The 20570-nt window shown below is 45.5% G+C and carries 18 protein-coding genes; 6 read left to right on the top strand and 12 right to left on the bottom strand.

The window, feature by feature from the left end:
- Positions 1–15: 15 nt before the first annotated feature.
- Positions 16–945: a carboxymuconolactone decarboxylase family protein gene (locus AAAA73_RS09300; RefSeq protein ID WP_340598028.1), complete on the bottom strand. Its 930-nt coding sequence runs from the start codon at positions 943–945 to the stop codon at positions 16–18.
- A gap of 139 nt (positions 946–1084) precedes the next feature.
- Positions 1085–3604, bottom strand: coding sequence for an endopeptidase La (gene lon / locus AAAA73_RS09305; RefSeq protein ID WP_340598029.1), 2520 nt, complete (start codon positions 3602–3604; stop codon positions 1085–1087).
- A gap of 338 nt (positions 3605–3942) precedes the next feature.
- On the opposite strand from lon, the gene AAAA73_RS09310 reads away from it, so the two are divergent.
- The 3 genes from AAAA73_RS09310 to AAAA73_RS09320 all read left to right on the top strand — a co-directional run bounded on the left by AAAA73_RS09310 (position 3943) and on the right by AAAA73_RS09320 (position 6386).
- Positions 3943–5466, top strand: a complete 1524-nt coding sequence (locus AAAA73_RS09310) for a sensor histidine kinase (protein ID WP_340598030.1) — start codon at positions 3943–3945, stop codon at positions 5464–5466.
- Positions 5463–5849: a response regulator gene (locus AAAA73_RS09315; protein ID WP_340598031.1), complete on the top strand. Its 387-nt coding sequence runs from the start codon at positions 5463–5465 to the stop codon at positions 5847–5849. Before AAAA73_RS09310 ends, AAAA73_RS09315 begins: the two co-directional genes overlap by 4 nt.
- Before the next feature lie 87 nt (positions 5850–5936).
- Positions 5937–6386 (top strand): hypothetical protein, encoded by a 450-nt coding sequence (locus AAAA73_RS09320; protein WP_340598032.1) that lies wholly within the window; start codon positions 5937–5939, stop codon positions 6384–6386.
- Positions 6387–6472: 86 nt separating this feature from the next.
- Here AAAA73_RS09320 and clpX read toward each other — a convergent pair whose 3' ends face one another.
- Together clpX and AAAA73_RS09330 are read right to left on the bottom strand one after the other, a co-directional pair.
- Positions 6473–7771 (bottom strand): ATP-dependent Clp protease ATP-binding subunit ClpX, encoded by a 1299-nt coding sequence (gene clpX, locus AAAA73_RS09325; protein ID WP_340598033.1) that lies wholly within the window; start codon positions 7769–7771, stop codon positions 6473–6475.
- A gap of 6 nt (positions 7772–7777) precedes the next feature.
- Complete coding sequence (locus AAAA73_RS09330; protein WP_340598034.1) at positions 7778–8383, bottom strand: ATP-dependent Clp protease proteolytic subunit; 606 nt, start codon at positions 8381–8383, stop codon at positions 7778–7780.
- 175 nt (positions 8384–8558) lie between these two features.
- Between AAAA73_RS09330 and AAAA73_RS09335 the strand changes: the two genes are divergently transcribed.
- Both AAAA73_RS09335 and AAAA73_RS09340 read left to right on the top strand, forming a co-directional pair.
- The gene (locus AAAA73_RS09335; RefSeq protein ID WP_340598035.1) at positions 8559–10070 is read left to right on the top strand and encodes a leucyl aminopeptidase; all 1512 of its coding nucleotides are present in this window, start codon (positions 8559–8561) and stop codon (positions 10068–10070) included.
- 105 nt (positions 10071–10175) lie between these two features.
- Complete coding sequence (locus AAAA73_RS09340; protein WP_340598036.1) at positions 10176–11726, top strand: phospholipase D family protein; 1551 nt, start codon at positions 10176–10178, stop codon at positions 11724–11726.
- Here AAAA73_RS09340 and AAAA73_RS09345 read toward each other — a convergent pair.
- The 6 genes from AAAA73_RS09345 to AAAA73_RS09370 form a co-directional block, all read right to left on the bottom strand.
- Positions 11723–12352 (bottom strand): hypothetical protein, encoded by a 630-nt coding sequence (locus tag AAAA73_RS09345; protein ID WP_340598037.1) that lies wholly within the window; start codon positions 12350–12352, stop codon positions 11723–11725. The two genes, AAAA73_RS09340 and AAAA73_RS09345, sit on opposite strands and share 4 nt — an antisense overlap.
- A 76-nt stretch (positions 12353–12428) precedes the next feature.
- Positions 12429–12911 carry a hypothetical protein gene (locus AAAA73_RS09350; protein ID WP_340598038.1) on the bottom strand — a complete coding sequence of 161 codons (483 nt, stop codon included), beginning with the start codon at positions 12909–12911 and terminating at the stop codon, positions 12429–12431.
- A 128-nt stretch (positions 12912–13039) separates the two neighbouring features.
- Positions 13040–14275 (bottom strand): glutamate--cysteine ligase, encoded by a 1236-nt coding sequence (gene gshA / locus AAAA73_RS09355; protein WP_340598039.1) that lies wholly within the window; start codon positions 14273–14275, stop codon positions 13040–13042.
- Positions 14276–14296: 21 nt separating this feature from the next.
- A complete protein-coding gene (locus AAAA73_RS09360) occupies positions 14297–15424 on the bottom strand; it encodes a tetratricopeptide repeat protein (RefSeq protein ID WP_340598040.1) in 1128 nt (375 codons plus the stop codon).
- On the bottom strand, positions 15421–16500 hold the full coding sequence (locus AAAA73_RS09365) for an ArsA family ATPase (RefSeq protein ID WP_340598041.1): 1080 nt from the start codon (positions 16498–16500) through the stop codon (positions 15421–15423). Before AAAA73_RS09365 ends, AAAA73_RS09360 begins: the two co-directional genes overlap by 4 nt.
- Complete coding sequence (locus AAAA73_RS09370) at positions 16497–17369, bottom strand: ArsA family ATPase (protein ID WP_340598042.1); 873 nt, start codon at positions 17367–17369, stop codon at positions 16497–16499. The genes AAAA73_RS09365 and AAAA73_RS09370 overlap by 4 nt, the downstream gene beginning before the upstream one ends.
- A gap of 117 nt (positions 17370–17486) precedes the next feature.
- On the opposite strand from AAAA73_RS09370, the gene tig reads away from it, so the two are divergent.
- Positions 17487–18800 carry a trigger factor gene (gene tig / locus AAAA73_RS09375; RefSeq protein WP_340598043.1) on the top strand — a complete coding sequence of 438 codons (1314 nt, stop codon included), beginning with the start codon at positions 17487–17489 and terminating at the stop codon, positions 18798–18800.
- 77 nt (positions 18801–18877) lie between these two features.
- On the opposite strand, the gene AAAA73_RS09380 is transcribed toward tig, so the two are convergent.
- Both AAAA73_RS09380 and AAAA73_RS09385 read right to left on the bottom strand, forming a co-directional pair.
- Positions 18878–19885: an alpha/beta fold hydrolase gene (locus tag AAAA73_RS09380; RefSeq protein ID WP_340598044.1), complete on the bottom strand. Its 1008-nt coding sequence runs from the start codon at positions 19883–19885 to the stop codon at positions 18878–18880.
- An 85-nt stretch (positions 19886–19970) separates the two neighbouring features.
- Positions 19971–20549 (bottom strand): hypothetical protein, encoded by a 579-nt coding sequence (locus AAAA73_RS09385; protein ID WP_340598045.1) that lies wholly within the window; start codon positions 20547–20549, stop codon positions 19971–19973.
- Positions 20550–20570 lie beyond the last annotated feature (21 nt).

Below are 20570 nucleotides of genomic sequence, written 5' to 3' on the forward strand. Positions count from 1 at the left end.
TCATACGCATCGGATCTATTTGCGGGAAGAAATTTGTTTATTCAACTGCGTTTTCCGATCTTCCAGACGCTGAAAAATCTGATCCACTTCTCGCTGAAAATCCTTTTCTGGTTGCTGAAGACCATTTAGAAAAGTGCTCCAGTGACGCGTGATTGCCGCCATCGCGACCGTTTCACGCATTTGCTCTTCGGTAGCGCCATGAAGTTTTGCAAACTCTGAATAGATATACACGCAACGTTCGCAGGAAGTTTGTGCGGAAACAGCATAACTAATAAGATCAATGGTTGCCGGAGACAGAGGAGATTTTGGATTCATGCTTAGCATCTTGTGTTCGTTCCACGCACCCGCGACACCTTTAGCTGCATAGGTTTTGATAAAGTTTGGCACGATCCCCACCGTTTTTTCCATATCCTTGTGGGCAGCGTTGACATCGCCGACCAATGGCGAAGGCTTGAGTTCGCTCATCTCCGCGGGCTTTTTCTTGCGCAGGAACTTAATCATATTATCCACGTCCATTTTAAACTTGGGCATTTCAATGGGAGAACCCTCCCAAAACGTGGCCCATTTCCGGGTGTCTGCCGCCACCGCGATCGCATAGTTTATCTCCTGAGGAGTTGCGCCATTAAATTTGGCTGCGCGCTTATGAAAATACACGCAATAAGTGCAAGGGATCTGCGCCGCCACCGCCACCCCGATCAGCTCTTTGGTTTTAGGAGTGAGTGCTGTCGTGGGATTTAACTGAATGTCGCGAATCTCCTGCCAGGCACCGGAAATAGCTTCCTGAGGAAACTCCTTCATATACGTCGGAACCATATCAAAAGTCGCACGAATCTCCTCATAAGCCGCTTGTGCCTGGGGATTCTGAGGAGCAATACTTTCCGGTTGTGCCGCATAAGCCACCAGAAAAAATAGTAAAGGAGCCAATAAGGGAAGGATGACTTTCATAAGGTTCTCCGATGTGTGAATACCTAAATCCTAAACACACCAAAGATCGTCCGTTAGACCCAGCTCCAAAAAACAAAGGGCCGGTCATCTGACCAGCCCTTCGCATTCAATTACTTCTAATTTCTAATGTCGTTCACCACTAGTGGTGAGCAACATTCTGTTGGCCCGTGTACTGAGCCTTGATACCAAACTCGCGTTCCTTTTGGATTTTGAAGATCTCTTTTGGATTTTTGATATCCAAAGCGTTGATCAACACTTGATCCACATGGTCCACAAGGATGACTTTCAAGTCTTTCATCACTTCCTTAGGGATGTCCTTAAGATCTTTTTCATTCTCTTTAGGACAGATGATCATCTTGATACCACCACGGTGAGCTGCCAGAGTTTTCTCTTTCAAACCACCGATTGCCATTACACGTCCGCGAAGTGAAACCTCACCAGTCATCGCAACTGTGCGCTTAACCGGGATTTTCGTGATCGCTGACACGATGGAAGTCGTCAAGGCGATACCTGCTGAAGGACCGTCCTTAGGAACAGCGCCTTCCGGCAAATGGATGTGCACGTCGATGTTCGCGAAGTATTCTTTGTCCAAACCGAACAAAGGACCTCTGGAACGTACGTAGCTCATTGCTGCCGCACAGGATTCTTTCATCACATCACCAAGTTGACCCGTTACCGTGAACTTGCCTTTACCAGGCACCACGCTCACTTCGACTGCCAACAAGTCCCCGCCCACTTCTGTCCAAGCCATTCCGTTCGTAAGACCGATTTCGTTCTCCGCCTCGATTTGACCGAACTTGAATTTGTGAGGGCCCAAAAGCTCTACCAGTTTTTGTGAAGTTACAACGTAACCTGCATTCTTACCAGTTTCCGCTTTCGTTGAAGTCTTCGCTCCTTTAGCACCTTTCTTGGCAGCTACTGTTTTACCAGCGGCTTTCTTAGCTGTGCCTTCAGATTTGAAGTCATTCAAAGTTTCATTCATCACGATATCTTTAGCCACTTTACGGCAAACGTTTGCAACTTGTCTTTCAAGGTTACGAACGCCGGCTTCTCTTGTGTAGAAGCGGATGATGTCGCGGATAGCTTCATCTTTTACCGTTACTTTGTGATCTTTCAGACCATGGTTTTCCAATTGTTTTGGAACCAGGTAGTTTTTCGCAATGTGGAATTTTTCCTGCTCGATATAACCTTCAAGCTGGATGATTTCCATACGATCCAACAATGGACGTGGGATTGTATGAAGGCTGTTCGCCGTTGCGATAAACATTACTTTTGAAAGATCGTATTCAACTTCAAGGTAGTGATCCTGGAACGTCGAGTTTTGCTCTGGATCCAAGACTTCAAGCATCGCTGCTGAAGGGTCACCTCTGAAGTCATTCGCCATTTTGTCGATTTCATCCAGAAGAACCAGTGGATTGCCTTTATCAACCTTGCGCAAAGCTTGGATGATTTTACCTGGCATCGCACCAACGTAAGTTTTTCTGTGACCGCGGATCTCTGCTTCGTCTCTCACGCCACCCAAAGAGATACGTGCGAAAGAACGATTCAAAGATTCAGCGATAGATTTCGCCAATGACGTTTTACCAACACCCGGAGGACCTGCAAGGCACAAGATAGGGCCTTTCATGTCTTTCGAAATCGAAAGAACAGCTAGGTACTCAAGGATACGGTCTTTAACTTTTTCCAATCCGAAGTGCTCGTCATCCAAAATGCGTTGAGCATTTTTGATGTCATGTTTCTCTTCGGAGTAATCCTGCCATGGAAGTGACAAGATCCAGTCGATGTAGTTACGAACAACTGTCGCTTCAGCTGACATCGGTGACATAAGCTTCAATTTCTTGATCTCTTTCATCACTTTGTCTTTAGCTTCCTGGGACATTTTCTTGTTCTTACATTTGATCTCTAGATCCTGAAGCTCAGCTTGGTAATCGTCTTTCTCGCCAAGTTCTTTTTGAATGGCCTGCATTTGCTCATTCAAGTAGTACTCTTTCTGAGAACGTTCCATTTGTTTCTTCACGCGAGTGCGGATCTTTTTCTCCACTTCAAGGATTTCGATCTCACCCGTCATCAAGTTCAACAAATGTTCCAAACGTTTGCTTGCATCGATGATCTCAAGAACTGCCTGCTTGTCTTCAAGCTTCAAGTTCAATTGAGCCACGATAATGTCAGCCAATTCACCTGGGTTCTCGATAGTGGAAACTCTCATCAAAATTTCAGGCGGGATGCGTTTGTTCAATTTTACGTAAGTTTCGAAAGTCGTCTTCACCGAGCGAACCAGCGCTTGGGCTTCAACTACGTTCGTGCCGTCTTCGTCCAAGGACTCAACCGCAACCATGAAGAAGTTTTCGTTGTTTACGAAATTCTTAATCTTTACGCGACGTTTGCCCTCTACCAGAACTTTCACAGTTCCATCCGGAAGACGCAGCAACTGGATGATTGTACCTACGGTACCGATTGTGAAGATATCCTTGGGCTCGGGATTGTTCGTTTTAGCGTCCTTTTGCGCCGCCAATACGATATCGGTTTGCTTGCTCATCGCTTCTTCCAGAGCATTGATACTCTTTTCGCGACCTACAAACAGAGGCATCATCATATGTGGAAATATGATCAAATCTCTTAGGGGCAAAAGCGGTAGTTGTGTGACTTTTCCCTCGCTCATATCCTCTCCCTCCCTTGGGTTAACGAGCTTCTTGTACGATTAGAACAAGAGGATGTTCATTCAGGTTAATTTAATCCGTTAAAACCTTAGCGAATCCTTCCTTATTTTAACTATGGTAACTATTGCGTGGGAAGCAATATGTGGAACCAGAAATATAAGTCTGGCCCCTGTCAGTTTAGACCCCGGTTTTTGCCTATTTTTGAGGCAAAATTGCCACCAACGGACCTACCGCTTCCGAACCCTTAAAATACGTGAAAAATAGAAAAACTTTCCTAATTGTAATACCTGTAAGAGAGATTTTCGTCCCCTTTTTCAAAAACTTGTTCGATAAGTGCTATGTGACACGTAAAGAATCCAAATGGTCCAATACCAACTCACTGAGCCTGAAGTTGCTTATCGCAACCTGGGCCGTCAGCTCCTTTGCCACGTTAATTCTAACGGCGGGGCAGCTTATTTTGGATTACCAAAAGGATTTCGATAAGCTACAGAACAACTTCTCCATCATTAAAAACTCCTACCTGGATTCCATGGCCGAGCATTTGTGGTCTTATGACACTCGCCTGTTGGAAATCCAGCTGGATGGACTAAGCCGTCTGCAAGGCGTGAGTTACCTGAAATTGGTTGCCGATAATAAAACCATCTACGAAACCGGTATTACGGATCCTGCTGAGGAAAGTCATCGCAGCTTTGAAATCCTGCATAAGAACACCAATGAAGTCCTGGGCACCCTGGAAGTCGAGCTGGATATCAGAAACCTGCGTGAGAAATACTTCCACGAGGCTATCTGGATTTTCATCCGCCAAGCCGCAAAAACCATGATCGTGGTTTTCTGTTTGTACTTCATCTTCAATCACATTGTGGTTGTGCACATTAAACGCATTGTTGAATATTTGACCTCCGACGAGCGCACTCGTGGTGAATTGCATTTGGATCGTCAATCCAGCGAAGTGAAAGACGAACTCGACATTCTGGTCGACTCCATCAACCAATTCAAAATCGAACTCCTGGAAGCAAACCAGCAGTTGGAGCAATTGAACCAGGCCCTTGAACACAAGGTGATGAATCGTACGCGCGAATTAACGACAAAAAATCAGAGTCTTGAAAAAGCCATGCTTCAGATCAAACGCATGCAGGCGACTCTTGTTGCACAGGAAAAACTGGCGTCCTTGGGTAGCCTAACAGCCAGCGTGGCCCACGAGATCCGCAATCCATTGAACTTCGTGCTGAATTTCAGCGAACTTCTCAGTGAGTCTGAGGATAACGAGGAAATCCGGGAGATCAGCCGTGTTATCCTAAAACACAGTCAGCGCATTGACCAAATCGTTCGCTCCATGCAGATTTTGTCGAGCTATGACAGCGACATTCTGGAAAACACAGATATCAACGAAATCGTAAAGAAGGCATATCAACAAACGATCGCCAACCGCGCGTTGGGCTCTGCCTACATTCCTCCAAAAGTGAACTATCGCCTTACTGAATCCATTCATGCTCAGGCGTATTCCGCTTCCTTGATGAGAGCCTTGTCAAACATCATTGACAACTCCATCCACGCGCTTGAGAAGAAAGTTTTAACTGAGAAAAACACTGAACCAGAACTCACTATTACAACTGCGGTCCGTGGGGACAATGTGGAAATTTCGATTCGTGACAATGGTATCGGCATCCCATCTATATTGGGAGAAAAGGTCTTTGACCCATTCCTCACTACCAAAGCACCCGGAGAAGGGGCTGGACTTGGTCTCACCGTTGCGTTTAACATTGCTCAAAAGCACGGTGGCACATTAAAGTACACAAGTGAGTTTGGTCAGTGGACTGAATTCGTGATGTCGTTACCTATGGTTCACGAAAGAATTCATGCATGATTCATATTGTGGTCGTCGATGATGAGGCAGATACGCATCTGCTTTATAAATTGAAATTTAAAAAGTTCTTCGCTGACCTTGGCGGAGTGAAACTTGTTTCATTTCTAAGTGCCCTTGACTGCCTGAACTACCTGCGTGTTGCCGATACTAAAGTTGACCTCATTATGTCTGATATTAATATGCCCGAGATGGATGGCTTTGAGCTTCTTCAGGAAGTTCGCAAGTCGAACACCACCCTTCCTTTCTATGTGGTCAGTGCATACGAATCCTCCGAATTCAGAAATCGCGCTGAGCAACTTGGCGCACAACGCTTCCTAAGCAAGCCCGTCGATTTCCACGCCTTGGGCGAAGCATTAAAATCCGATCTGAACCTATCTTTGTAATCCAACGTATTCTTCCATTTACTTTGGCTCCCCTTTTATAAGTTTCGTATAAGAAGAACACTACGAAATAAATCAAGGAGGACCTCAATGAAGAAGTTCGTTTTACCTTTGCTACTGATGGTTTCTGGAAGTATTCCCGCTTTTGCAACACCTCTTACCGCCGACAATATTGTGGGCCGCTACAATGTCGAAGCATCTTATATGTTCCAAAAGGCATATATGAAGTTTCACGTCATGAACAACAAGGAATTTGAAATCACCCGCTATCATAAAGATGGTCGCACTGAAGCAACCTGCCAAGGTTCATTCATAGTGACCAATAAATCATTCTATGATGAATACGGCATCCGCAACAACAATGGGCGCTACTTCAAAGGTGTCTTCACCTGCCCCAACGATCGCTCCAAGAAAATCGACTTCAACATCGACTACAAAAACACCCAGCTTGAAGATCTGCCAAAAGGTGTAAAGGTAACTGCAACCACCTCCATGGTTCCACGTGCCACCCTAAAAGCCTATGTAATCAAACTACCTTAAAAAACAAAAACCCCAGAGATCACTCCCTGGGGTTTCCACTTCGATTTTCGATAATCGATTCTCAATTCTCGGCAAGCGCCAGCTTGCTAAGCTGAATCTTTCTTTTTAGCTTCTGCTGCATCAGCTTCGGCTTTCATTTCCTCGTCGGTTTTGTAAACCATCATCGGAGCCGTGCCATCATTGATAACGTTTTCATCGATGATAACTTCTTTCACGTTACCTTTTGATGGAACGTCGTACATGATATCCAGCATTGCTGTCTCAAGCACGCCACGCAGACCACGGGCACCTGTTTTACGTTTCAAAGCCATTTGCGCCACGGCACGAAGAGCTTTGTCAGTAAATTTCAAGTCAACGCCCTCGAATGAGAACAGTTTTTGGTATTGCTTGGTGATCGCATTTTTAGGGCGAACCAAGATATCCATCAACGCATCTTCATCCAATTGACCAAGAACTGCGATCGCCGGTAGACGACCGATAAACTCTGGGATCAAACCGAACTTGGACAAGTCATCCGGCTCCACTTTCGCAAGCAAGTCAGACTGTGCAAATTCAGATGCCGTGCGGATTTCCGCTGCGATACCCAATGTTTTATTTGTCGTTCTGTTTTCGATGATTTTATCCAAACCAACGAATGCACCACCCACGATAAATAGAATGTTCGTCGTATCCACCTGGATGAATTCCTGTTGTGGATGCTTACGACCACCTTTCGGAGGCAGATTTGCAACTGTACCTTCCAGGATTTTCAGAAGGGCCTGCTGCACACCCTCACCCGATACGTCACGAGTGATGGATGGATTTTCTGACTTACGGGAGATTTTATCGATCTCGTCCACGTAGATAACGCCTTTTTGGGCTTTTTCCACGTCGTAGTCAGAAGCTTGAAGTAGATTCAGGACAACGTTTTCAACGTCTTCACCCACGTAACCTGCTTCAGTCAATGTTGTTGCATCCGCCATAGCGAATGGAACGTTAAGGATTTTTGCAATTGTTTGCGCCAACAATGTCTTACCGGAGCCCGTTGGTCCGATCAAAAGGATGTTGGATTTTTGCATTTCCACGTCAGCGGATTTTTTACCACCAGACATAGCATTCACACGCTTGTAGTGATTGTGAACCGCAACTGCCAAAGTTTTCTTGGCTTGAGTTTGGCCGATCACGTAATCATCAAGGTAAGTTTTGATATCAGACGGTTTTGGTACTTTGAAGGTACCTTTTACCGCTGTCTCTTTCTCTTTTTCCTCGTCGATGATGTCGTTGCACAGGTCAATACACTCATCGCAGATATATACGCCAGGACCAGCAATAAGTTTTTTAACTTCTTTTTGGCCTTTACCGCAGAAACTGCATCTCAATGCGCCGTTGGTGTCTTTAGTCGTCATCTCTGATTACCCTTTTTTCGCCTTACGAGATTCTACAACGTGGTCAAGCAGACCGAATTCTTTAGCTTGGTAAGGGTCCATGAAATTGTCCCTTTCCATTTGCTGCCTTAGGAATTCATAGTCCTTGCCAGTGTGAGTTTCATAAATTCGAGTCAATTTTTCCTTGGTTCTTAGTAGCTCGCGCGCATGAATTTCGATGTCCGTCACCTGACCAGACAAACCACCACCTGAAAGAAGAGGTTGATGGATCATGATACGGGTATTTGGCAGACTATAACGCATACCTTTGGTACCCGCTGTCAAAAGCAGGGAACCCATGGATGCTGCCATACCCATGCAATATGTCGCCACATCGCACTTCACGAACTGCATCATGTCGTAAATCGCCATACCGGCAGACACACTGCCCCCTGGGGAATTGATATACAAATGGATAGGCTTTTCCGGGTTATCGGATTCAAGGAATAGGAATTGGGCAATAAGTGCATTGGCTACTTCATCAGTCACCGCCGAGCCCAGGATGATAATACGGTCTTTAAGGAGGCGAGAGTAGATGTCGTATGATCTTTCACCTTTGGAAGTTTGCTCTATGACGTAAGGAATGAGTGGCACTGATGTCTCCTAATGTTGTCTACCCCCGGCCAACGCCGAAGGAATTTAAAGGTCTTATGCTGTGCTACCTATCGGAATACTCCAGCAAGACTTTATGAAAAAGCCTTTGACCCCTAGGAGTGCTATGTTACATCTAACAAAGCCGAATTACACAATCATTTTAAGAGGTTTAACTATGGCTTTTAACTTACTGAACAAAGATATTGATACTTTGACTTGCCCGGCTTTGGTCGTGTTTTCAAAGTCTTCATCACAAAAAGACAAGCTTGCGAAAGTGACTCATAATGAGCTGAACAAACAGCTGGTTGATTCTATCTCTGAAAAAACCATTACTGGTAAACATCAGGAAGCTATCACTTTCCGTGAATACAACATCAGCGGCTACCGTCATCTTATTGTTGTCGGTCTGGGTAAAGAAAACGAGATCACACACGAATCCGTTCGCCAATCTGTTGCTTCGGCACTTGAAGCAATCAAAGCATTGAATGTTAAAGAAGCTGCGATCCATTTTGACGGCATCACTGCTGGCAAAAAAGACGCTGCTGATTTTGCAAAAGCGGTTGCTGAAGGTTTGGTTTTGACTTCTTACGTATTCGACGAATTGAAATCGACTACTAAAGCAAAAAAATCTGAAGACGAATTGAACGTACACGTTGTTACTAAATTGGCAGCTGACAAAGCTGTTAAAGCGGCCTTCCACGAAGGTTCAGTTTTGGCGAACGTAGTTAACTTCTCTCGTCGCCTTGGTGATATGCCAGGTAACTTGATGACTCCGACAATCCTGGCAGACTCTGCAGTGGCAGCAGCTAAAGGCATCACAAACTTGAAAGTGACTGTTTGGGATAAAGCTCGTATCAAAAAAGAAAAAATGGGCGGCCTTCTTGGTGTTGCTGCTGGTTCTGATCAAGAGCCACGTTTCATCATCATGGAATACAAAGGCGCAGCGGCTTCTAAAAAGCCAGTTTGCTTCGTAGGTAAAGGTCTGACTTTTGACTGCGGTGGTATCTCTATTAAGCCAGGCGCAGGCATGGAAGAAATGAAATACGACATGTGCGGTGGCGCAAACGTAATCGGTACTTTGCTTGCGATCGCTCAATTGAAATTGAAAGTAAATGCAGTTGGTTTGGTAGCTTCTACTGAAAACTTGATCAACGGTTCTGCGACTAAGCCAGGTGACGTTCACACAGCTCGTAACGGTAAAACGTTCGAAGTGAACAACACTGATGCTGAAGGTCGTTTGATCCTTGCAGACGCTTTGTCATACGCGACAGAACTTGCTCCGCAAGTTATCTGTGACGCTGCGACTTTGACTGGTGCAATGGTTGTTGCTTTGGGTAACACGCACACTGGTTACTTCACTCGCAACTCTGCTTTGAAAACTAAAATCGAAAAAGCAGCCGTTCAATCTGGTGAATGGGTATGGAACATGCCTTTGACAGATTTCCACTTGAAAGACATGAAAGGCGTTTACGCTGATCTTTCTAACATCTCTTCTGGTAAAGGCGCTGGTTCTGCAACAGCAGCAGCATTCCTTGAGCAGTTCGTTGGCGAAGGCATCCCTTGGGCTCACTTCGACATCGCAGGCACTGGTTGGGCTGTAGGCAATCGTCTTCCATACGCTCCTAAAAAAGGTGCTTCTGGCGCGATGATTCGCACTTTCGTTGAAGTAGCAAAACAATACGTTTAATTGCGTTTTGAATCTTAAAACATCAAAGGCTCTGGTGAACCCAGGGCCTTTTGTTTTTTGGCATTAGACCTATCATGCCCCACCCTTCAATTTGATAATTCCTATATGGGGAATCCATTAAAATTTCTTTCGCTTTTGGTGTTATCTTTTCTGCCGATAGCATGTGCCTCGCTGCCAAAGAATGTTAAAAGAACACCCAGCTATACATTTCCTGCCGACCCCACAACGACAATATCCAAAAACATCAAAGCCAAACTTGCGCAACACAATGGCGACTCCGGATTTAATGCACTATTCAATGGCGAAGACGCCTTCGTCTCCCGAATGGCTGGCATGCGAACTGCGGAGCGGTCGTTGGATTTGCAGTACTACATTTGGAACAACGATTTGACCGGCACAATTCTGGTGGACGAAGTCTTAAAGGCCGCGGATCGCGAGGTTCGTGTGCGAATCCTGCTGGATGATCTGAATCTGGGAAAACACGAAAAAATGCTTCGACTGATATCGATGCACCCCAACGTTGAGGTGCGCATGGTGAATCCCTTTGCCCATCGCAGTATGCGCTTCATGGACATCTTCAGACTGGGAAAAATCGACCGCCGCATGCACAACAAAGTTTTTATAGCTGATAACGAAATTGCCATCGTCGGCGGAAGAAACATTGGTGACGAGTATTTCTGGGCCAGCAATGAGATGAACTTCGGTGATCTGGATATGTGGTGCATAGGCCCCGTGGTCTCCGGCCTGGCCAGCGAATTTGATATATATTGGAACGCAGAGATCTCTTATCCCATAGAATCCCTGACCTCCAATATCAAACCCACAGAACTTGATTATCTGACTTTTCGAGAAAATCTAAAAGGAAATACATACCAGGCCTATCAAGCACTCTATATTCAGCGACTTTATCAAAGCAATATGGGCAAAGCCTATGCTGCTGCCGACGTGCAACTTCAGTGGGCCCCAGCACAGGTGATCTATGATCCTCCTGAAAAGTTTGATCAGAAACCACATGAACAAACGAACAATCTTCAGTCACAGGTTCGACCTTACATGCGCGAATCCAAGCGGGAATTGTTCATGATCTCGCCCTACTTTGTTCCCGGGGACAATGGCGTTAATTACCTGAATAAGAAGGTTGCTGATGGAACATCCGTCACAGTTTTGACCAATTCACTGGCATCCGGCGACGTGGCCGCTGCGTTTTCGGGTTACAAAGGCTATCGTAAGGATTTAGTAAAAGGTGGCGTTTCCCTTTATGAACTAAAGCCCCACGATCACGAAAATCTTAGAAAAAGAAAACGCTCTATTGGTTCAAGTTCCTCACATGCAGGTCTGCACGGAAAGACGTTGGTCTTCGACCGGCGCACAATCCTGGTGGGCTCGATGAACCTGGATCCCCGTTCGGTATTCTTGAATTCAGAAATGGGGGTAATCATCGACAGCACCGAAATGGCTGAAAAGTTCGTTACGCAATTTCAGGAGAATCTGCCAGAGATTGCCTATCAACTGGGTCTTAACGAAAAGAACAAGTTAACGTGGACAACCCTTGAAGACGGACAAAAAAAAACCTTCACCTCTGAACCGGAAACCACCTGGTGGCAGAGAGTGAAGGCTTCGTTTCTTTCCTGGATAGTACCGGAAAGTCAGCTTTAGAAATTAACTACAACTGGATGACCCAGGTAGCGGGCAACTTCGTTGCTTTCGATAATCAAGTCAGCACTGTTGATGTTTTTCATACGGACAGTTTTAAGTAACCAGGTTTTTGGCCAATGATCCGGAAGATTTGCAAATCTTACTGTCACAGCACTGTCACCGTTGAATTGAAATTCGCCATCGGCAGGATTCTCACCCAGAATTTTTGCGACCGGAACCCAAAGAGGATTGATCTTAGCCATGTCTGAAGAGAATTCGCATGATCCTTCCACTTCCATGGACGGCTTATCACCAGAAACAGAAACGCCTTCCGCTTCAAAGACAAAGCTGACTTTGGCAAATTCCTGACAAGCCAGTTTTTTCTGACCGTATTGATCGACGAAAACAAAGTGACCCAAAGACAAACCGGATGCACCTGGTGCCTTCTTTAATTCAAAGCCACTTACCAAACGCTGTTTGACGGCTTCTTGCAGATTTTCACCAGACAGATGCGAAAAATCAAAGTTAGAACGAACGGCTGCCGGGTCACGACTGATTGATTGGATTTCTGTATTGTTGTAAACCAAAGCATAGCCTGCCACAAAGCAGACAAAGAAAAGCCCGAAGACTCCCACATATTTTTGCATATCGTTTCCTCTTATATGCAGGATAGCAGGGCTCGAGCGCGACTTGGAAATTAATGTGTCTACGCAGGTCTATCGTCTAGTAGGTAATGATCACGCTTTGCACGTTCATAGTTTGACCACCCACCTGCATTTGACGAATTTGCGGGTCCAGAACCATCTGCGGAACCGGTGCATTCTGTCTGGAACGGTAGGCAGCGTGGATGACCTGAACATCGCGCCCCTTGGACTTAAGTTTAACATCTATACTGCTGGAGTCTTTTGCGTTTAGCTGAAAGTTAATGACACCTTTATTGGAGATCGCTGAAGCCACTTGTTGACCATTCAAATAGATTCCAACTCTTTCGCCATCATTAGCACTGGTAAGGGCACTGATATAACGACCACCGGTATAATCTGTAGGATTTGAAGAGAAGCCTTCGGACGTCATTTGAGCCATATCAATGATGGTCAACGAAACCCCGATAGTCCCAGAAACCATTCCCGCATGGGAAAACACAGAGACCATCAACCCCGCCAAAGTAAGACCGACAGTGCGAAAATTAAGTTTGAAAAGGTTCATTTAAGCCTCCTGAATTCTGTATTCAGCAGCAATCCAGCAAAGCCCGTTCCCGACTCAGATTAAATACGTGATTGTTGATGGAACACCACCTGTCTAAATATAAGACAGGTGGCAGAAACTGACGCTGATTAAGTGTAGCCCTTGAATTGGGCATGCAGCTCGCGAGCCTCATGGGCGATGGCCAATAATCCCAATTTAGCGGTCCAACCATAAACGTTTTCCTGAGGGCATCCCGGAGTGTTGATCGCAAGATCAGATACACAAAGTCGTTTGTAAACTGCACCTGGGCTGTTCAGACTTTCAGTGGAGCTTTTCTCGGAATGCGTTCTTAAGAAACCACCGGCGAGATCTGATCCGATCATGTAAATAACCGGCTCCGCACTTGCTCCGTCTGCTTCAACGATGGAGGGAATTCCTTCCTGAATAATCACTTCTTCAACGTCACGACCACCCTTGGCCGCTTTCATTTTTTTACGTGATTTATAGCTCCACTCTTTTACTTCGGCTCCAGAACCCACGCGAATAACTGCCAGACCGTACGTTCCGGCATTGTTTTTTACGAATACAAATGGCTCTTGGTTAATTCCGCGCTTTTGATACTCGCCCTTCAAACGAGCCAGCATCGCATCCACACGGGCGGCAAGTTCGTCACGACTTTTTTCATCGCCAATATCAAAGTGCTCAAACAATTCAGTTTCCACATTCATCAGAAATGGATCGATTTTGGCAATCGCACTGAATTCTGCAACAAGCTGATTATAGTATTTGAAGTAGGTGCTTTTTTTACGTTGATACCATCCCAACTCACGAGGCGGATTCATTGGGAATTGCACAACAGTTTCCGCCCATTCTTCATAGGCCATGGAAAAGTCATTATTGCTGATGATTAAATCCGGATTGTAGTCCTTCATCAAAGTGCCGCTCATCAGTGCGGAGTAGAGAGTGATCTCGTTTCCTGCTGAGCTTGTGATTTGCAAAGGCTCTGGCAGTTCTCGGGGAATCGCCACACGCACTTCAATACTGGAAGCTTCGATCAATGACTTGATCGTGAAAACATTTTCCCAATAAAAGGCATTGTTGGTGTGCTCTTCCGTCACCAGAAGAACTTTTTTGATTTTATCACCGTAGTGTTGGGTGATGTACTTATTCATAAGAGACACTGATGTCTCTTTGTCCGTTGGACAAATATTGTTAAATCCCGCAGGAAAAATATTTGCATCAACATTGGTGATTTTATATCCCGAGTCCCTGATGTCATAACTTGAGTAGATCGGGTACTGGTATTCATTTGACTTGGCCGTGAACCAAGCACAAATCTCGTTCATATTGGCGATTGTTTGTTTGTGAAGGGTGAGCTTCGCCATTATTTCTCCTTAAAATCTTAACTACAAATTCGGATCCGTACCCGGAGCGACCTTTTTTTTGGGAAGTGCTTTTATAGAAGAACTTTCCTCGCCCGGCAACAAAGCATCTGCTTTTGTGCGTCCGGATCTTTTAATGCTGTTAAGTCTTTTAGACTCCTCCGTCAGACCCATGGTTTCATGGCCCTGATACAGAAGTCTTTCTGTTTTATTGCGCACATCATTGGCTAATGTGAAAAATTCAATCTGATAACTATTCAGAGTTTGTCCAGTGATCGGCTTATATAATTCCGCTCGATCAATTAAATGAACTAATGCGCCCCCCAAATGAGCCTGTTGACTTGGGTTTTGCTGAACTGACTCCACTTGCTGGTACATTTCATTGTAGGTTGCATTCAGTTGCTTTACAGCCCTCGGCGACCATTTGCTGTCATTCAACTCTATGGTTTTGATCAGATAGATCTGCATCAGATTCTGCGAGTTTACGAAAGAATCAAAGTTTTCCGCGGAGAGTTGGTTGGTGGAGGAGCTTCCCATCTGAAAGTAGGTTTTGGCCAACCAGTCTTTTTCAAGAGTTGCGGGGTCCGCTTCGGCGCGAATTTTTGCAATGCCTTTTTCAGCTTCGTTCAAATACTGAACGGCCTCTTTCTCTCGACCCATACGACTGTAAGCCGCCGCAAGCCTTGCCGGAATCTCGGCATAAGCTACCGTCATAGGCAGAGTGTTGCGTAAACTTCTTGCATCCAAAAGACTTGCAACTGCCTTTTGATCGTCACCCAGGGCCTCTTCGCAAAACGACATTCGATAGCTGGCCAATGCCGAGATGTCAGGTTGAAGGTTTCTGGTTTTCAAAGTCACGTCACGATAGATGGCGGCTGCCTCGGTCCACTTGCCCTGCCCCTCAAGCGCCTGACCTTCGCCAATGCGGGAAGCCTGAGTGTAAGAGGATACCGGATAAGTTTGTTGAAATAGCTTGAATTGCTTGAAGGCTTCCGGGTAATTCCCGGCGCTCAACGTATCTTGAGCGGTTTTGATATCGCGTTCTTCCAGAAGGCGCTGATTTTGCAATGCTCCTTCTTCGCTGCGATTCATTTGAAAAAAGCTACAACCCGTTAATGCGAAAAGAACAAACAGGCTGATCACTTTATTCATGGAACCTTCTCCTCCTCAGTAATGAGGGCGCTGATTTCTTCCAGACCCGAAAGGTCCGAGACATCCTTAACCAAGTCAGGAATTCTCAAAACACGGGCGTCGCGCGACATCTTCTTTTCAAAAAGTCGATAGATCGCATCCCTGTGATTGTAATAGGTCTTCATTTGCATGTACAAGTCCACAAGCCCTTGCTCCGCTGTCCCGCCTTCATAACCTACCCGGAGGTCCAGCCAATGAGGGAAAACGCGGTTCAAAATCACCGTGTCTAAGTTGTACCCACCCTTTCGGATTTCGCGGGAGAAAAACTCGGCTTCCTTTAATTTTGCCTGATCAAAACTGGTCACAAGGAAAAATCTTGTCGTCGGGGCCACGAGCATTCGCTGAACTTCGGTTGTTCTTTGCAAAAGCTTCCCCTGCCACTGTTCAATATTAATGAAGAAATCACCCAACTCGCGAATGAACTGTGAACCGGTCAGGGTTTCCAGAACTTTCAAAACCTGGCGTGTGCCCGCCTGAATCAGGTGACCGAAGATTCCGGATTTTTTTCCTTCAGGATCCCGGAACCACTTGGCAACTCCTTCACTGAACAATGTTGCCAGTTTCTGCGGAGCTTTCAGGAAATCCAGCGCATGTTTGGTCGGTGGAGTATCCAGAATGATCAAATCAAATTTCCCGGATTCATAGACCGAGTACAGTTTTTCAAGAGAGGTGAATTCCTGCGAACCACTTAAGCTTGTAGATAGCTGCTTATAAAGACTGTTCTCAAAAATTCTGCGAACAGCCTCTGATTTTTGTGCGGCTCTTTCCACGAATTCATCGAAGGTTTTTTTGTGATCTATGACGGAGGCGTACAGCTCCCCCTTGAAATTCTGACCGGGAACTTTGGTGATATCGTTCGTGCCTTCAATTCCCAAAGTCTGCGCCAGACGCTTTGCCGGATCGATTGTCAGCACCAGAACTTTTTTACCTTCTTTTGCTGCCAGTACGCCAACAGCCGCTGCCACCGTGGTTTTCCCGACGCCGCCACTGCCAACACAAACCAACACTTTGGTGTCTTTTAGCAAGTCGCGACTCATGGGATTTTCTCCACGGCTTTTTCCACAAGCTTCCAAGGATCAGTTTCAAAAAACAGCGGAACTTTCACGATGTTCTTAAAGTTTGTGCCTGCCTGTTTAAACATGGACTGTTGTCGATCCAGTTGTTGTTCAAGATACTGGGCAAACAATCCCAAATCAGAACTTGTCTGAGTCTCTGCGTTCTTTAATGAAGACAGTGGAATGTTCACATCCAGAACTTTGTTCATGACCAGGTTCGGCTCTACAGAGAATTCATTTTTCAAATATTCGAAAAGCTCCGTGGATTCTTTCAGAGGCAATTCCTCGGGCAACGAGACGATGTGATACTTCGTGATGTTCTGATCACGAAGTACGCGAATGATACTGCGACTTTGCTCCCCCATCGGACCAATCTGCACGGCTTGCGCCATTCCGCTGGGTGCCGCCAACAGTGCCTTGAAGTGCCCCGTCGCAAATGCATCCACCACCAGACAATCAAAATTCATCGGTGGACCGTACTTGCGTGGACCCGAAGTGATTTTTCCCAGCATCGCGAGCTCCGGCAAACCAGGTGCGATGTTTATGAAAGCCTTCATCACGGCATTATCGAAGAACAATTTCGCAAGACTTTCCACTTTGATCAGATACTGGGCATATTCACGCAGACAGGCTTCTCCGGTCCACAGAGCTACGGACAGTTGCGGCTTAATTTCAACGGGCTGAAAACCGACGTCAGCTAAGTCAAAGAAATCCTTAAAGAAACTTTGATCTCCCAGCTCCACTAATAGAACTTTTTTACCCTGACGACTTAATTTCAAAGCGAGCGCCGCGGCTATAACCGACTTACCAACGCCCCCTTTTCCCGTCACAAAGTGAATCTCTTGCTGCATAGATATTTAAAGTGTCTCTGAGCTTCGAAATATAGGCATTACGCATGGCATTACAAGGTGCCTTCAGAGCGGGCATAACCTACTATCCGACGGCTTTTAACATGTAGGAGTAATCGCATGAAATCAAACGTAGAAAAGGTTTCTAACCTTTCAAGAAAGATGAATATCGAAATCCCAGCTGCAGTTGTGGCAGCATCTTTCAACAAAGTGTTCAGCAGCATTCAAAAAGACGTGGAAATCAAAGGCTTCCGTAAAGGTAAAGCTCCTTTGAACACAATCAAATCCATCTATGGCGACCGTGTAAAACAAGACGTCGTTCAAGACCTAGTTCAAAAACACTACGCGCAAGCGTTGGAAGAGCACAAACTTGATCCTATCAGCTACCCAGAATTTGAGTTTGCTGATCCAGCTGCTGACAAAGACTTCTCTTTCTCTGCAGCTTTTGATGTTCGCCCGGAAATCACTTTGAAAAAATACGAAGGTTTGGAAGTTGAAAAAGAAGCTTTCGAATTCGACGCTAAAAAAGTTGATCAAGTGTTGGAAAACATCCGCTCTTCACGCGCAACTTTCGAAACAGTAACTGAAGATCGCGCTGCTAAAAAAGGCGACACTGCAGTTATCGATTTCGAAGGCTTCATCGGTGGCGCACCTCTTGAAAACGGCGCTGGCGTAGACCACAACCTAGAGTTGGGTGCCAACCAGTTCATCGAAGGCTTCGAAGACGGTATCGTTGGAATGAAAAAAGGCGAGAAGAAAACTCTTACTTTGAAATTCCCGGATCCATACCACTCTGCTGACCTTGCTGGTAAACCAGTTGAGTTCAAAGTTACTTTGAAAGAAATCAAAGCAAAAGTATTGCCTGAGTTGAACGATGAGTTCATCAAAACTCTTGGTGGACCAGAGTCTTTGACTGACTTGAAAAAAACTATTCAAGAAGACCTTGAGCAAAACGACAAAAAACGTATCGAAGACGGCTTCAAAAACCGCACTTTGAAAACTCTTGTTAAAGAAAACCCAGTTGAAGTTCCTCCTTCTTTGTTGAAAGAGCAAAAAGCTTCATTGGTTGAAGACTTCAAAAAGCGCATGGCTGACCAAGGCATGGGCGAAGCTGATTTCTCTTCTTACGTTCAAAAATGGGATGCTGATTTCACAAACACAGCGACTGAGATGATCCAATCTTCATTCTTGGTTGATGCTATTGCGAAAAAACATGATCTATTCGCGAAAAAAGAAGACGTTGATGCGAAATTCGAAGAATACGCAAAACAAACTGGCATCGAAGTTTCCCGTATCAAGGAATTCTACGGTCGCCCAGAGCAATCAAGCCGTTTGACTTACCAAATCACTGAAGAAAAAGTGATCAACTTCTTGAACAAAACTATCAAAGTTAAAGAAGTTCCAGCTGGTACATTCAAAGACGAACAAAACTAATTGTTCTTCTTCTGACAGTTGAAAAACTAAAAAAGGCTCTCGCAAGAGAGCCTTTTTCTTTAGGTACGGCCTTACCTTTAGAGTTGTGGTGTGAAGGCTTTCCAGAATTTGGCTGGGTCTTCGATGAATGGGGTGTGACCCATGCCTGGCAAGGAGACTAACTTCCCCTTTTTGATTTTGCTGATCACGTCTTTGGACATTTTTGGATAGTTGCCCATTTTCTTTTTATTTTCTTCCGGCGCCCAGGCTTTGCCAATTGCTGTGGTGTCTTTTGTTCCAACCACCAAGACGGTCGGCATTTTTAGATTTTTGAATTCATAGTACACAGGCTGGGTAAAGATCGCCTCTGAGGTCAGTGCCGACGTCCACGCGATGCGCGTGTAATCTGGGCCATCGAACCAACCCTTTGCTGGCACCAGGTATTTGTCGTACTCAGGTTTCCACTTGTTGTCGTAGTAGTGATCCAGTTGGTATTTCTTCACTTTGTCGATGTTGCCGGAAAGCTCCCCATCATAAAGCTGGTCCACTGATTTATACGTGGTCAGTGTCTTCCAGTCCTCTAACCCCAATGGATTCACCATGAACAGTTTGGTGACATTATCTGGATACATCAACGCATATCGTGCCGCGAGCATGCCTCCCATAGAGTGGCCCAGAAGCTGGAACTTTTCGATTTTCAGATTATCCATCAGCATTTTTGAATACGATGATAACGCATGAAGTGAATACTGAAACTCTGCCGGCTTCGTGGATTTTCCAAAACCGATTTGATCGATCATGATCACACGGTAGCCTTTACCCACCAAAACTTTTGCCATGTCTTCGAAGTAGTAACCGGAAAAGTTTTTTCCATGAAAAAGAACTATGACTTTGTCGGATCCCTTGTCAGGAGCCACATCCATGTAAGCCATTTTCAAATCCTGACCTTGCGCTCGGAAGGAATAGAATGAAACCGGGAATGGATAGTTAAACTGAGTCAGCTCAGCATCGAAGCCTTTCATCGGCTCAGATGTTTTTTCGGATTTTGGCGGCTGAGAAGCACACGCAGATAGAACAAGCAGCGAAATCAAAAGCAGTTTTCTCATATCATCTCTCCTAGAGAGAAAATGATACGGGATGAATCGCCTCATCCAAAGCATTCTTTAATTTCGAGTGCTAAACACCAGCGGGTTATCTGCAGTTATTGAATTGTTGGAAGTAACGCTGGCAGACGGAGTATTGGCTGCTGCAGTCGTTGACGTCAGCTGAGTTGTAGTGAGTCGTCGGGCAAACTCTGGAAGAGTTGCGAGCTACATTGATTGTGAATTCACCGTGGCTAAAAGAATCGCCATTGGATCCATAGATCGCATAACTGATTCTGTTTTTTCCGGAAGCCAACAATGGCTTCTGGAAAATTGTCGACAACCACAGGTTAATTGCGGAACCACTGCGTCCTTGTGAACCGTTATAGTCGTCTTCTTTTGTACGAACGGAACCGTCTTCACGAACGTTGCGCAGTTCATAGCGAACAGCTCTGGAATCACGTGGACCCACGAAATAGTCGTAAGATGCAGGATCCAGAACAACATCTCTGCACGTAAATGTGGCAGCGCCTCCGCCGTTGAACCCTTCGCAGGTAACGTGGACTTGGCCTTCAATGGGTGTTGCTTTGAATTGGGAGCCTGACGAAAAACCCACAGCATCGGCAGCATGAACTGCTCCGATGACCGATACGCTGGCGCATATAAATGTGAGTATATTCTTAAACAAGGAGGCCCCTCCACCCAGTAA

Origin of the sequence: Bdellovibrio sp. GT3, from assembly GCF_037996765.1 — a bacterium.
Lineage (GTDB): Bacteria > Bdellovibrionota > Bdellovibrionia > Bdellovibrionales > Bdellovibrionaceae > Bdellovibrio.